Consider the following 13,206-nt stretch of genomic DNA (forward strand, 5'->3'; position numbering starts at 1 on the left):
ACTTGTTTTCTTTCAATTTTTATTCTAACGAAGAGCAAAATTAGGGTATTTACGGCAACTTGCCAAATATTTATTGCACTTATTTTCTGCATGTTACGGGTGATATATACAGAGAACGGAAGGGTTATCTCTGTATATATTCAGAGGTGGTAAAATGGGTGTAACGTTCGTCCGTTGTGGAAGTTCGCCAACACTTCCAATATCTATATGTGGGACCTGCCTTTGGATTATAGGGATAAATATCATTTTCTTCAAGGTAGAGGATGCCTTGTTGGGTAGAGGTGTTGTATTCTGTGCAACCGTCCGGAAGATTTGGGTTGGGCTGGAGATACTGTTGTTCGAGTGCCATTCCATAGACAAAGAGGTTTACGAGCCGAACGTCTGGATCAACATCGAACTGACGGGCATATCTGGCAAAATCGTAAATGTCAGTGTGGAAGAAATCGTGATTGAAATGTCCCGGTGCTTCTTGCAGCAGTTGCTTTTGCGCTTTTCTAATAGGTTGCCGGTTCTGGATTTCTTTCAAACGTTTTGGAGTCACGGTATTTGTGGTGTACCAGACCAGTTCAAAACCGACCCTGGTGGAATCGATCAGGTATTGACGGTCGTAACATTCCCTTTGTTTCATATTACTAACGTCCATAGGGTCTTCCTTGGGGCCGACACATTCTTTGACCAGTCCGATAATCACAATGAGTATAATCATGGACGTGGTTCCGCCGAGCAGTCCGACTAACAGACATCCTTTGTTGATAGCTTCGACTAATTTATTCATCTTCTTCTATGGCTATATCGGTGATATAATTACCAGAAATATCCCGCATTTCGGATATGCAGACAGCATATCCTTTGTCGAGCAGGAGATTTGAGTATTCTTCCTGTTTTTCCTGTGGGAAAATGGCCGTCATCATGTCTTCTCTGACAGCTATTCCCAATCCGAGTTCACGAGCTATAATTTGCGCATCTTTTTCGTAGGCTTCGAAGTTGTCACCATTGTGGAACAGGATAATGGTGTCTTTTCCCCTCCGTTCTTTCATTATAGCGAATGCTTTTTGGGTGCTATGCTTTTTCATTTTTAGGCTGATTGATTTCTTTTGCTATGCAATTGTCACAAACACCTTTGCTGCGAGTCCACTTGTACTTACTGATGCCTGTTCCGCAACGGGTACAAAATTTTTCTTTGTTGCTGACAGTGGCATAGATGATATGCTCGATACCGCTTTTTGATATATCATATTTTATCATCAATGCCGAGATTATCTGTTTTTTCTGGAATTTTCCCTCTTTTACAGCATCTTGAAATTCCCTCTCAATGAGTATCCGGCGTACTTTTTTTACGTCTAAAACAGATCTTACCTGTATCAGAAGTTTTTCGTCCACTTTCAAAATCGTTGAAAGCAGAGAGAGTTCTTTGGTCATTAGCTTCTTCTTCATTTCTTCCATATATACATTATATCAGCACTTATTTGCTTGCAAACGAAAGAGTTGGTTCAATTCTTTCATGCGAAAGGATAGGCAAATATAGTGCTTTTTTATGAATTTATTTACTCTGTTTCTAATTGGTTCTTAATTAGTTGCACCAATTCTTCGGTGGTATTGATTTTATTTCTTTTCCCGGTGGGATTGGCATGTCGCATTGGGGTAAAATAAAGCGAGAAGTCATTTCCTTCCGGGGTGGAAAAACCTCCCACCGTAGTAATGCCGACTTTGATTCTATAATAGCCTTTTATCGGAAAATAGGTTTTCGGATTGGGTATCTTAATTTTGTAGCCAGGCATTTCTGCTGCCAAGCTACGGTACACCGGGATAATAACTTCGTCCTGATAGCTTGGAGAAACGGGTATTTTCTTTTTCTGCGCACCACCAGGCAATGCGCAGATTGTTTCAATTTCTTTGTGGAATGCTTCGAGTCGTTGCCGGTAAGCATCAATTAACGGGTTAAATTCCATAGTCGTTTTTTTTGTTTGATTACTGGTTATGCCATTCTTGCAAAGTCGTTTCTTCTCCTGTAAAGTTATAATCTTCAATGGGTGTATAACTTTCGCAAGTCATCGGAATTTCTTGCCGTGTGATAATCGTACCAGCATGATTGACTGTTACTTGAGGTTCGATGGTAGCCAAGTTTTCGCCCTCGTCATCATAACGAATGTCGTAAACGAAAAAAACAGCCGGGACCTCTTTTCTGTTGATGCGTCCGTTAGAGAACAAGGTTTCGATGTCGTTGATTTCTAAAATTTCGAAAGTTTCTTCCTGAATGTTTGTCATAACTGTTTTTTTAAAAAGGTTATTAATCATATTTGATTGTTGTCCGGGGTGTAGAATACGGATGTATTCTTTCAAATCGGTGAATAAGCTCTATATTTTGTTGATTATATTGCCCCGCAGTTCTCGCCAAAGGCTCCGGCGGGGAGTATCCACGGTTCATCCGGTGGGAGAATAACCGGTTGGTCGTAATTGTAACCGATAGCCAACCGTTTTAATTCCTCAGTGATTGTTTGATAGGGAGTACCGGAAGCGATTAAAGTAGGTAGATCGGTGTTACGCTTGATGGTGCAGTTAAATTCCTTTTCGCAAGCAACCACTTCGGCAATCTGAGCGGGACTAATCAGTGCTGCACTGGCAAACTGGTTTTTATTGCCAAAAATGCAAAATTTGCAGGAACAGCGTGCCCAGCCCAAGTAATAACAAGGATGTACTCTTATCCTGTATCGTTTGATGATGTCCCATACCTGTTGTTCCTTCCAGTCCCGAATGGGACGCAGGCGGTCCACATGCCGGGTGAATTGCTTTCCATTACGAAGGTCTGCCCGGTCAGGTTCAAAAATAGGATATTTAGCCCGTGCTGCGGATTCTTCACCCCGTTCCCCGGATAATATCAGGGTACGGATACCCCGGAACCGGGATTGGTTGATGATAGCAGCAGAGCAGACATCTATTTTGAGATAACCGGAACACCAGCGGACTTTTAAGTCGGGAGAACACTGCGGGAATTTGCGGCGGGTAGTCCGTTTTCCCCGTTTCCCTCCCACTTTGCCGATAGTACCGTCGGGACATTCAAAACAGTTGGGAGCTGTCAACGTGTTTTCACGCATAAGTTCCCGACGGAAACCGCCTTCTTTCCATTGGTAGTAGATTTTAACTCCAAATGCTTCGGCAAAGCGACGGCAGTAGTCAGGAGTAATTTCCCAATCGAAGTATGTATCGTTGCGTCCGTCCACATCCTGATGCCAGAGTTCGATTTTCTCCAAAGGAATGCCATTGTCGAGCAGGTAGAGGAAGCAAGCTGTAGAGTCTTTTCCACCACTGAAGGATACGATGTAGCGGTCGTAGCTATGGAGATTGAGAGTCTGATTCATCTTTGATGTTATTTAATTTATTATACATATCCTCAATATTCCCTCTGATTCGCTCAGGATGCAGAAGGTTCTCGAACATTTTTCCCAATTCTTCGTCTGTCATGCTACTTATATGCTCTTTGAGCACACTCACGGCAACATTAAAATACAGGGCTACCAGCGGCCCTTCTTTAAGAAGCGCCTTTATCCGGTCGTCCATTGAAGGGCGGCGGCGTACTTTTGCAGTATTTGATTTTTTTGCCATAACTTTATGATTGATAGTAGATAAATCGAACCCAATACACTTGATCGGCGAACATCTCATCGTTACATTCTTCTGCAAATTCATCGGGAGTAAGTTTTCTGGTTGGAATATCATGCTCTTCATCACTCTTCCAATCTGCGATAATATCTTCGTCAGTGGCATCACGGTCCATTCGTTCTAACGGGTATAAGAAAACAGACAGTTCCTTACCGGGATGTGACATAGCGGATGTTGTCAGGAAACAACGTTCGTCTTTAAACAAAAATAAGCGTAGGTATTCAGCCGAAAATTCCTGAATATCATCTTCACGAATATCTTTAACCCGAACAATGCCGGAATCAAGTTCGGAACCGCATACTTCCAACAGCATGGTTTTACGATACTCGGCAGGAGCATCACCAAAACCTCTTCGTATCTGCTGTATGGCTTCTTCGTTCAAACATACTAAATCCCCTTGCTTAAATCCTGCGCAAGACGGTTTTGGAAGAGGCTGGTCAATATCTTTATCGGTAGCCAGTTCTCCGTACCAATTCAACACAGTCATTAACCAGTCAATATTGATTTCCGAAAGATGCCGTTCTGTGTCATCTTCATTGGTAATTGTATTTCGCAGCGTACAACTACCGTCCGGTTTGAAATCGACAAGCCGGTATGCGTTGTACACAGGTGCGCCATGATTGTTTTGGTCTTCGCTTTCTTCTTCAACAAAGACGAGGTGAGGTAACCAACCGTCAGGACGGTCCGTGATTGCCGATAATTTGGCGATAACGTCATTCTGTAATTGATTGAATCTTGTTATTAATGTCATATACGTTGTGATTTAGGAATCATTGATAATATTTCTTTTAAGCGGTAAGGGCCTCCTGTACGTTATCATGTATGCTGTCGAGCCATTTCAGGCTTTCAAATGCCGGATCATCTTCATATATTGTAATGGGGGCGCCTTCGTTTTCGACTTTAAGCGAGAGTTCTTTGCCATCGTAACAGATTTCTAATGCCTGCCCTTCGTGAGGGTCGTTGTCGTTATCGTACCAGATAACATAGGTCGGGTCGGTGGCATCACTGATGTTGAGTTCGGTCAGATTGTTATCTTCCAAAGCTGCGATAATGGAAGCCCGGATTTCGTTTCTAAGTGTTGAGATTCTTTTAGCAAAAGAGGGAGCCGGGGTATTTGAGTCTGGCGTAATTTCCGGTTTAAAGAAGTAAGAGCCACTCCATTCGGCAGTGTCATTAACACCTTCCATGTAGGCTTTATATTCTTCTTGTGTGCGGAATGTCCTTTCATCGACTATTCCGCCATTATCCATCAGCCATTTATCGGAAGGGATTTGACCAGTGGTTTCAAATTCTTTTACGGTATCTTCGCCGAATATTGCTGTTACTGTTATCATTGTATTGCATTTTTATCATGTAAATCATATCGTTAATAAATCTGAAATAATCTGCATAGGAACCATGTAAGTGGATAAAGTCGCTAACCTCAAACCGAGGGTTCAACTTTGACAGTTCACAAAATTCAGATGTCAAGTCATAGGAGAGCTTGGGCAGATAGCCACATTCTTCTATTGTGGTAATCAGCCCTGTGAATTTCACATATCCTTCATTGCGGTCAAGAATGGTTGCCCATGTATCAGCATACAGGAATCGTTCATTTTTGATGATGTTATTGAAATAATCAGGATATTTTTTCTGAAGTGCAGATAACGGCAAAGCCATATCTTCTGCATCGGGAAAACTGTGTGGACGAGAAAAAAGGTCAAAGAAATAAACATATATATCTTTACCGAGGATATATACCTGATTTTTCCGTTTTCGAAAGAGTATGGTAAAGGCCGGTTTTATTCCCTTCAAAGCCGAAGGCTTATGGATTTTAGGTTGCCCCCAAACCCGGTAAACATCTAATTCGACCTTCATCTATTTTCTAAAAAAGTTCACGTAAGATTTGTCGAGTGTGAACTCGACGTAGAGGGGTGCGCCACAGCCCCAGTAAGCACCGCCTTTATCATAAGCGCCGTCGATAGGAAGATAAACCCGGCGACAGTAGATGCGTTGGCCGGTGATTTGTGAACGGTCGCCGACATTGGGGCGTCCCATAGGCGCACCCCGGCTGGTATCGACTTTACACAGCAGTTCGTTGTAAATCCGGGTGCTGGGACTGGGGATTGATTGTTTTTTGTTCTGTTTCATTTATTGTTTCTTTTAAATCGTTGATTGTACTGTAATGCGTTATTACTCCGTTTATTTTTGCCACATAGCCTGTTTCCGCACCGAGCAATGTGTTGCGGTATATAGTAAGTCCTTTGTAGTTTTCGACTTTTTCAATCCCGTAATAAGCATTGACCTGGTATTCTTTTAATCCTTTAGCGATAACCGGTTTGGTAAAACACGGATCGTAATCGGCAATGAGCTTTTCAAGCCATGTGGAATGATAGGTGCCGATAGTGCGGTCGAAGACTACTTCAGGGCGCATGGAATAAGGGGTACGGCGTGTCATTATCAGACGGGATGGTGAACCGTAACGTTCGTGCTGATAGATTCCGAGGTAGCAATGTCCCAGCTTGCAATACCGATAATTTCCCTTGTTCGACCTAAGCGACTGGAAACTGGTCTCTCCGCCAAAGAAGCCCTTCGGTAATCCGGTTTGCTCGATGAAATCCGTGTAGAAGTGTTCAGGGATGTGCTGATGTGTGTATTCGGAATCCCTAAACATTTCTTGCGCCTGTTCAAGAGAAATCAATTCCGGACGGACGCATGGCAAATTGGATAAACATTTGTCGAGTGCCTTATACACGATGTCACGAGTTTGCAGGTGAGCGGGCATCTGTTTGAACCAGTTGAAAGACGAACCATATTGCAGGCAGTATTCAACAAAATCGGGCGTCCAAATCGTTTTAGGAAATTCGGGATAGTCCCTGTCTTTACGAATAAATGCCTGACAAACAGATTTGGTGAACAGGTGTCTGTAGGAGTTATCGACAAGGTTGTAGCCATAACTTCCGGTAAACGAATCTATTGCCAGTATAAGGCGTTTAGAGGTCTGAAAATTTTTGGGCAAATCTTTGAAATTTCCGGCACTGACAGTTACTACCCGGTCGGCCATGGTATCATCCATGCAAGCAAGCATGTACGATTTTATAGGGTCAGAAAGCAGAGTGCTTATGTGTGTCTGGGAATTTTCCGCCATCGCTGCCATAAAGATTTCGTAGCAGTAATGCTTTTCTGGAATCAGGCTGAATTCCCGGGTAGCCATTTGTAAGTAATATGGGCGCGATTTGTGTTTTAACGGGGTTATCAGGTCGATGTGTTCGGAAGCAAGTTTCGTATTGGTAAACAATCCATAATAAAATTGCCGGTTCTTGATTGCTTCCGGGACGAATGTCAGGAATGCCTGAACCATTTTGATGTCGTTTGTACCGGAGGTGTAATATCTTCCCCGACTGTTGTAACTTTGGCTATGACAGGAATAGGCATCATTTACTCCAGCATAGGCAAGTGATGTGTCCCATAATGTTTCAGGCATCAGATGTAAATACTTAATGCCTTTGTCGATGTCCGACACTATTTTTTTCAGCATGAGTTGGCTTCTGTATTCTGCCGGTACGTCGGGAAAATTACTGAGGTCCTTATTAACAGCAAAGTCAGATACTTCCTGCGTGCGAAGTTCTACCGGGATGCTGGAAAGCTCGAAAGACTGCCAACTGTATGAGTTCTCATTTTTCTTAATGATGCCAAGGATTATCTCGCTGGTGAGGTATTTGTGAGGAAGATGGTCGAGCAGTTTTATGTCGCCCTCTTCAATACCGGCAGCCGCAATTTCAGGAGTAATGAGTTCCTGGGGCAGGTTAGCAATCGCTTTGTATATTTCTATATTCTGTTTCATTTCTATCGATTTAGGGGGTGGTTGATGGTAGTTACCAGCCTATCGTTCCGAAAGGCGTAGTAAGTTTTCTTTTCTGTGATAGCTTTGATCTGCATGTCTTTCCAACTTTCGGAATGGATTGTATGTACGCAATTGAATGAACCGTTTTCTGAGAGTTCGTACAGGCTGATATTTTTGAAAGCATCTTTCTGACTGGAAAAGGTTACTTGTACGGATGAAAGAGGTTCGAAGCCGTTTTGGGTTTTGAAGTACCAACGACCTTCCATATAGAGGAAAAGCCAGGCATCAAGACTGGCGTATGCTTCAAGGTTGTCGGCATACTGTGGCAGATGCTTTCCTTTTTTCTCGCCGTCGTCCCGGATTTCGGCCCGGCAGTTTATCATGTCGCCGTATCCTTTCCATTTCTTGTAGGGTGATGGTTGCAACAGGACCAGATTACCGAGGTTAATCAATGCTTCGACCCTGGCATCCGTGCTGTAAAATGTTCCCAACATCCGGGGAACAGCATTGTATTGTTCCTCGTAAGGTAAGGCGATGTACCTGACAACGCCATCGTTTTGAAGTTTTCCGATGTATAAATTCATATTTTCCTTTATTTTTATTGTGTAGATATTTCTCTAATCATTGTATCTGATATATCCATATTCAGTTTGGTATGTCTTTTATCTTTAAATTCTCAATATTATTTCTTTATCCATTTATCTTATTTAGAGGTCACTTATTCCTTTCCAATATGATTTTGGCAAAATCGGCAATATGTTCTCCATCAGATATTCGATATTTATGCGCTTGGAATAGCTATTCATACAAAAACGGTAAATGATGGGGTTGCAAGAGTCATTTGTCCTCTCCTGGCAAAAATTGGGAGGTGATTGCTTTTTATCCTTGAATAAAACCCTGCACGCTTGTTGTGCATTGCAGTTGTTGGCTTTCATCAGGTAGTTTATATCATGCAATACTTGCAAAGCATCCCTGTTTTCCTTTAGAAAGAGCAAAATCTGTTGTGTGCTATTTCCATTGTCCCTGGCCTTAAACTTGTAAGACGTACCTCTTTGAATAGCTGCCGCTCGTTGCAATAATACATCCTTGCTGTCTTCTTTAAAGTGGTATGTACATTTATATCCATGTTCATTGACTACCTCAGCAACGCACATATTAGTTTGTACCATGTTATACCAATTGCATTTAACTTTCCTGTCACCAAGATATTCAGCATTATCTATTATGTTCGCTATCTCTTTCTTTAAAGATATTTTGCCCTTCATAATCTGTTCCTTTCTTGTTTTTAAATACTGTATATTTTTTATACCGGCGAGGCTTGACAATAACCGGTTTCAGGTTGAGTATTTTCCTTTTTGGAAAGAACTCGTCTTTTTAGTTGTCTGTATATCAACATACTATAAAGAAAGCATTTCGTTGGCGTCAGCGAAATGGTTCTGCCTGACTCTTAACCAGAGTTATTTCCAAGTGCTTTATTCAGAGCCGAGGTTATCCGGTTATAGTGTTTCCGCAAGTACCAGTTAGGTTCGTTCTCTTCAAGCAAATTAGCCACTTCAATCAAAGCGTTCAACAAATCCGGAGCGGCGCTAACCAGATTTGCATTTGCTTCGACTTCTTCTTCAGTCATGCCGTAACCACCAGAATACAAGATTTCACACAGGGGTTGGAAGTTGTTCCCGGTGACACCGACCAATCTTTCTGCACCTCCTCTTTTTATGGCTCTATGCCACTGGCCTTTTGTGCCTTTAAATTGTTGTTGTTCCATAATTTTACGGGTTTAATGATTTAACTTACTTGTTGTGCGCCCCACCGGATATGAAAATGTCCTTCGTCATCCTGTTCCCGCCGAAAGAGTGTGTAGATAATATCGGGTGATATATCGAACTCGTCGAAGATTTCGGATTCTTCCATGACGGAACCGGTCTTGATGAACTCGTTGATACGCTCTTTAGTGAGCACGAGTGCCATCAGGTTTTGCTCGATAGAATCCTCATAGGTGAGGAAATGTACGTGCCGCATCCCTTCGGAGTCGAGGCGGATGAAACGGAAGTAGAATTGTTCCATGCGTGGGATATTCCATTGCAGAGATTCAATAATAATATCTTCGCAACTGGGGACGTTGGCAGAGCTTTTCAAACTTTGTTGGGTGCAGACCAAAATACCGTTTTCCGTTTTCTCAAATTTGTCGAGGATGCGTTGCCGTACTTTGAAATCAACGTTTCCCCGGATAATAAACAGCGGACGATCCGGAAATTTCCCGGCCAAGTATTCCTTGTACATTCCCACGGCATCGAGAGAGGTGCAACCGATAGCCACTTTGCCGTTCATCTCGTAACGGAGCATCTGTTCTATTTTCTTTGCCTTGCGGGGATATTGTTCGCCGAAATAGCCTTTCATGTATTGAGGAATGGAGCAGGCTTTAATCAGGAGCATTATTTGTCTGACCAAACGAAGTTGCGACTCTTTCTTCTTGTCTTTCATCGGGTTGAAATAAAGATAGAGTATTTCATGGAACTTTTCGAGAATGGTTTTGTACACTTCCTTTTCTCCTTCACTGGGTTTGACCGTCCGGGTAACGATTTCGTATTTATCACCTGCAAACTCCTTAAATTTGCGGGTAATAATGGTTTTGTTTATCAGTTCGGTCAGGCACTCTTGGTTGTAGATGTCCTGATTGTGTTTCTCGATGCCGAATACGGTAGCCTTACCCGGACAGAAACAAGATTTAAACAACGTAGCTCCCCTTCTCGCCGGGAATGGCTGGAGGTAATAGGGATTCGTTTCTGTTTCGATTTCGCGTTCTTTGTTTTCGTAATAAACATCCCGGGCTAAACAAAGCATGTTGATAGAGTTGTTGTACATTAATTCAAATTGGCTGTACAATTCCCCAATGTTGTTCCGTGTGGTGGTCCCGGTGGTGAGCAATTTGTAACGTAAACGACGGAAAAGACTTAGCGCTAAACGTGTCCGTTTGGTTGCAGGATTCGTAATTTCATCAGATTCGTCGAAAAGCAAGCATACCTTTTGTGACCGCATTTTGAGGAACCGTTTGAATGATTTTTTCAAATCGCCCAACATTGTGAGTGCCACCAGAACGAAAGTATCCTCCGGCACATTATCCAAGTGTTCGGGTTTGGTTACCACGATATATTTCTCGTTGTGGCGTTCGAGGAAAGGAACCCATGTCAGGTGAATGGCAATGGCCGGGGCCAAAACGACAACTCCCTTCACCCGACCTTGTTCGTAAACGTGTTTGCCGTAATAGTAAGCCACTGCTGTTTTGCCACTACCTTGCTGCCAGTTGAGCAGGCTGTAGCGTTTTTGGAAAATCAACCCCATATCATGTTGTTGCAGTGGTGTGAAATGGCAGATTTCCATTTGCTTGTTGTAGAACGTCAGGGAACTGATTTTGGCATCAAGTTCCGGTTTCCGCTTCATTACAAGAGTTTCCCGGCTTTGAAATTCGTAGTCCTTTATTTTGCGGGCTATGAATTTACAAGCAGTATCGTATTGTCTTCGGAGCGCCGGAGTCATTTCGGGCGGTTCGGGTAGTTTCTCTTGACCGATGATGAGCTGGTTCAGGGAAGCATACTTCTTCTTTACCCCGTCGAGCAGCCGGGGCGCATAGCCTTTGAGCCGAAAGCCATAATTTGTTTTAACCAGGGCAACTTCTTTCCGGGGAACGATATTTTGACGCCTGATGTAAGCGTGGATGACGGAAAGGACTTTGCCGTATGTGAGTTTCTTTTTCTCCCATACTTTTCGTTCTTCCGTCGTGCAACATTCGGGTGGTTTCTGGTTATAGAATCTGGTTACGAGCGCGGTGGCTTTGTCGTAATGCTTTCGCAGATGTGGATGTGCCTTTAACTCGTAGAGGTACTTTTTGAGCCGGAACTCAAAGGCTTCCCTTTCGGCATTAGCTTCGGCACTGGCTTCCTGATAAAGTTTCAGTTTCAGACTTTTACGGATTTTTTTGGCAGCGACAATCCGTTGTTTCAATTCGTCCATGGTGACAAACTCTTCAGCCTTGTAAGGCTGCATGGCGAGGTGCTGTGAGGCACGCATAAAAAGCATGACTTTGGTGTCGAAATTGCGTACTCCGACCGATGCGAAAGCATTAGGGTCCAATTTAGTCTGCCCGATGAAAGAGAAGTCATCGTTTATCACCCTGATTTTCGATTTATCCCAAAATTCACTCTGCAAAAAAGAGCAGGGAACAATAAACATGAACAAGCCTGTAGGGTTGAGCATCCAATAGGCTTTATTGGTATAGTAAAACTGGGATAGTGTGCCATCTAAATCGAGATTGAAAGGTGGATTTCCGATTATGATGTCGAATTTGACATCTGATTCGTATGTCCGGATGTCGGCGGTTTTAATAGTGGCATGGGGGTATAAATGCCGGGCCACCTTGACGGCATTCCGGTCGATGTCGAAGCCATAAACATTGTACTGGTTAGGCAGGTAATTGAAGAAATTGCCCATGCCGCAACACATATCCAAAACCATGTCAGTAGGTTCGGGTGCTATGGTCTCAACCATTTGACGGCAAATATCATGGGGCGTGAAAAACTGCCCCATTTCGATTTCCTTCTTCGCTTGTGCATATTCATGGTAGGAAGGGTAATCTTTCTGTTTTAAATGATGCAGACCGCCTATGCCAGTGTAGCAGTTGTATATTGTTTCTGCCGTTACCAACTCTTTGCCGGTGTCAATGCTAAACAAAATTTTCTCGTTTATTTCGGCTCGGCGACTCTGGGGTATTTGTTGGGGTATTGCCTGGTACATAATTAATTATCTTGAAAATTGACTTTGTTTAGTTGCAGTCTTTTATAGGCGGCCTCGGCGGTTGCCTTTGAAGAAAAGTGAACGTCGATGCGACCGTTTTTGTAGAATTTCATCTTTTCGGCTTCACCGGAAAAAAGGGAATACGGTTCGGTGATATTCATATAGTCAGTATTGAGTCCCGAAATGATGCGGGCACTTCCATTCAAGCTATCATTACCGGTCAAGGCGATTCCCTCACAAAAAGTATTAAGTCCGGACTGGTAGCTATAACTTAGACGATACTGTTGGTAGTTCTGATAGTAGAAATCATCGAAACGAACGACATCGTAGAAAATGATTTTGTTGTTTTTAAGTTCGGGCATTTTCTTGTAGCGACCGAGCACTGTTTCATGGAAACGACGGATGAGCTCTTCCTCGGCTGTTTCCCGGAAGCCACGGCCTCCCAAGTGGTCGATAACCCGATCAACATAGGACAGGTAGTTGGGACGAAACTTAACAGGTATGTGTTTTTCGTCGGGTTCATCCTGGGGGATACTCAGTGAATAAGTGTTGTTAAAATAGGAGATGATGGCCCGTCCGAAGCGGTTGATTGCCCTGAAACGTCGTTCTACCAGCTTATTAAGCGTATCGAACGGACGGAACTCAAATTCGTGATAGTTGGACGGATAATCTTCGGTGGGAGAATACGGCGGATTGGTTTTCACCGTACCGTTCTCAGCAAAGGTTATGCGATGGCTCTCCTTGTATTGCTGTACTTCCTGAAGAAAGAAATTGTACCATTTGTCTATCTGGTCGAGGGAGTCGTCGAGTAACTGTTGTTGTTGTTCGCAAAACTCCTTGTCGGGAAGGGAGATTTTCTCTTCGTTGTTGATTTGGATGTTGTCGAATACGGCAAGCATATCCATACCATTGATTGTTGCTATATTGTTCATAAGTTG

At 43.1% G+C, this 13,206-nt stretch carries 17 protein-coding genes; all 17 read right to left on the reverse strand.

What is annotated here, in order from left to right; translation table 11 throughout:
• Positions 1–124 precede the first annotated feature (124 nt).
• Positions 125–775 carry a hypothetical protein gene (locus tag RDN79_RS04050; protein ID WP_298552658.1) on the reverse strand — a complete coding sequence of 217 codons (651 nt, stop codon included), beginning with the start codon at positions 773–775 and terminating at the stop codon, positions 125–127.
• Positions 768–1,073 carry a hypothetical protein gene (locus RDN79_RS04055; protein ID WP_298552659.1) on the reverse strand — a complete coding sequence of 102 codons (306 nt, stop codon included), beginning with the start codon at positions 1,071–1,073 and terminating at the stop codon, positions 768–770. The genes RDN79_RS04050 and RDN79_RS04055 overlap by 8 nt, the downstream gene beginning before the upstream one ends.
• A complete protein-coding gene (locus RDN79_RS04060; RefSeq protein ID WP_298552661.1) occupies positions 1,060–1,443 on the reverse strand; it encodes a hypothetical protein in 384 nt (127 codons plus the stop codon). The genes RDN79_RS04055 and RDN79_RS04060 overlap by 14 nt, the downstream gene beginning before the upstream one ends.
• 101 nt (positions 1,444–1,544) lie before the next feature.
• Positions 1,545–1,949, reverse strand: coding sequence for a hypothetical protein (locus RDN79_RS04065; protein WP_298552663.1), 405 nt, complete (start codon positions 1,947–1,949; stop codon positions 1,545–1,547).
• 19 nt (positions 1,950–1,968) lie between these two features.
• A complete protein-coding gene (locus RDN79_RS04070) occupies positions 1,969–2,265 on the reverse strand; it encodes an LPD28 domain-containing protein (RefSeq protein WP_298552665.1) in 297 nt (98 codons plus the stop codon).
• Positions 2,266–2,369: 104 nt separating this feature from the next.
• The gene (locus tag RDN79_RS04075; RefSeq protein ID WP_298552667.1) at positions 2,370–3,356 is read right to left on the reverse strand and encodes a phosphoadenosine phosphosulfate reductase family protein; all 987 of its coding nucleotides are present in this window, start codon (positions 3,354–3,356) and stop codon (positions 2,370–2,372) included.
• Entirely contained in the window at positions 3,331–3,600 is a 270-nt protein-coding gene (locus RDN79_RS04080) for a hypothetical protein (RefSeq protein WP_298552669.1), read from the reverse strand. Before RDN79_RS04080 ends, RDN79_RS04075 begins: the two co-directional genes overlap by 26 nt.
• Before the next feature lie 4 nt (positions 3,601–3,604).
• Complete coding sequence (locus tag RDN79_RS04085) at positions 3,605–4,408, reverse strand: hypothetical protein (protein WP_298552672.1); 804 nt, start codon at positions 4,406–4,408, stop codon at positions 3,605–3,607.
• A gap of 37 nt (positions 4,409–4,445) precedes the next feature.
• Positions 4,446–4,991 carry a hypothetical protein gene (locus RDN79_RS04090; protein ID WP_298552674.1) on the reverse strand — a complete coding sequence of 182 codons (546 nt, stop codon included), beginning with the start codon at positions 4,989–4,991 and terminating at the stop codon, positions 4,446–4,448.
• Positions 4,942–5,514 (reverse strand): hypothetical protein, encoded by a 573-nt coding sequence (locus RDN79_RS04095; protein WP_298552676.1) that lies wholly within the window; start codon positions 5,512–5,514, stop codon positions 4,942–4,944. The genes RDN79_RS04090 and RDN79_RS04095 overlap by 50 nt, the downstream gene beginning before the upstream one ends.
• A complete protein-coding gene (locus RDN79_RS04100; RefSeq protein WP_298552678.1) occupies positions 5,515–5,694 on the reverse strand; it encodes a hypothetical protein in 180 nt (59 codons plus the stop codon). It abuts the gene before it with no gap.
• Between the two features lie 25 nt (positions 5,695–5,719).
• Entirely contained in the window at positions 5,720–7,480 is a 1,761-nt protein-coding gene (locus RDN79_RS04105) for a hypothetical protein (protein WP_298552680.1), read from the reverse strand.
• A gap of 2 nt (positions 7,481–7,482) precedes the next feature.
• Complete coding sequence (locus RDN79_RS04110; protein WP_298552683.1) at positions 7,483–8,064, reverse strand: hypothetical protein; 582 nt, start codon at positions 8,062–8,064, stop codon at positions 7,483–7,485.
• A 123-nt stretch (positions 8,065–8,187) separates the two neighbouring features.
• Positions 8,188–8,745 (reverse strand): hypothetical protein, encoded by a 558-nt coding sequence (locus tag RDN79_RS04115; protein WP_298552685.1) that lies wholly within the window; start codon positions 8,743–8,745, stop codon positions 8,188–8,190.
• A 182-nt stretch (positions 8,746–8,927) separates the two neighbouring features.
• Complete coding sequence (locus RDN79_RS04120) at positions 8,928–9,245, reverse strand: hypothetical protein (protein WP_298552688.1); 318 nt, start codon at positions 9,243–9,245, stop codon at positions 8,928–8,930.
• Between the two features lie 20 nt (positions 9,246–9,265).
• On the reverse strand, positions 9,266–12,268 hold the full coding sequence (locus tag RDN79_RS04125; protein WP_298552690.1) for an N-6 DNA methylase: 3,003 nt from the start codon (positions 12,266–12,268) through the stop codon (positions 9,266–9,268).
• A gap of 2 nt (positions 12,269–12,270) precedes the next feature.
• Entirely contained in the window at positions 12,271–13,200 is a 930-nt protein-coding gene (locus RDN79_RS04130; protein WP_298552691.1) for a hypothetical protein, read from the reverse strand.
• Positions 13,201–13,206: the final 6 nt, after the last annotated feature.

The organism is uncultured Parabacteroides sp. (genome assembly GCF_902493135.1).
Classification (GTDB): Bacteria; Bacteroidota; Bacteroidia; order Bacteroidales; family Tannerellaceae; genus Parabacteroides.